1 protein-coding gene is annotated in these 1,026 nt (G+C 61.5%); it reads right to left on the reverse strand.

The genetic code is table 11. From position 1 onward, the window contains the following. Positions 1-1,026, reverse strand: a 1,026-nt coding sequence (locus B0E42_RS12180) for an immunoglobulin-like domain-containing protein (protein WP_174599577.1), incomplete at both ends; no start/stop codon positions are given.

Consider the following 1,026-nt stretch of genomic DNA (forward strand, 5'->3'; position numbering starts at 1 on the left):
GGCCGTTCGACAGGGTGATAACCAACGGAGCTTCGGTCACGGGTGCATTGACCGAGGCGGTGTAAACCACAGTCCCGCCTTCAGCGACGGTGGACGTTGCGGTCAGGCTGACAGTCGAGGTGTCGATAGTGTCGGTGACGTCAGTCACCGCCGGCGTGGTGCTCGGAACCAAGTTCTCGAAGTTACCACCAGTGGCGTTGTCGATGCTGACTTCAACTTTGCCAGCGTCCTTGTAGACGTCGTCTGTTGGCGCATCGACCGTCACGGTGCCGGTGGTGGCGCCTGCAGCGATGTTGATGACCGCGCCGTTGCTCAGGGTCACGGTCACTGGCGAGCCGGCGGCGTTGGTCAGGGTGGCGGTGTAAACAATCGAGCCGCCCTCAGCAACGGTATCGGTCGCACTCAAGGTCAGGCCGGTAGTGTCCTGCACATCGGTAACGGCGGTGTCCGCCGGAGTGGCGTCGATGTCCAGTTTTTCGTAGTTACCGCCCTGGGCGTCGTCAATCTTGACGCTCAGGTTATCGCCGCCGGCGAGGGCGTCGTTTGGTGTAACGAAGTTCACCGAAGCGGAGCTGGCGCCGACTGGGATAGTAATGGTCTGGCCGTTCGACAGGGTGATAACCAACGGAGCTTCGGTCACGGGTGCATTGACCGAGGCGGTGTAAACCACAGTCCCGCCTTCAGCGACGGTGGACGTTGCGGTCAGGCTGACAGTCGAGGTGTCGATGGTGTCGGTAACGTCAGTCACCGCCGGGGTAGTGCTCGGAACCAGGTTCTCGAAGTTACCGCCAGTCGCTTGATCGATGCTGACTTCGACTTTGCCAGCGTCTTTGTAGACGTCGTCTGTTGGGGCATCGACGGTCACGGTACCGGTGGTAGCACCAGCGGCGATGTTGATGACCGCGCCGTTGCTCAGGGTCACGGTCACTGGCGAGCCAGCGGCGTTGGTCAGGGTCGCGGTGTAAACGATGGAGCCACCTTCGGCGACAGTGTCAGTTGCCGAGAGCGTCAGGCCGGTAGTGTCCT

Origin of the sequence: Pseudomonas sp. A25(2017), from assembly GCF_002001065.1 — a bacterium.
In the GTDB taxonomy this organism is placed as follows: domain Bacteria; phylum Pseudomonadota; class Gammaproteobacteria; order Pseudomonadales; family Pseudomonadaceae; genus Aquipseudomonas; species Aquipseudomonas kilonensis.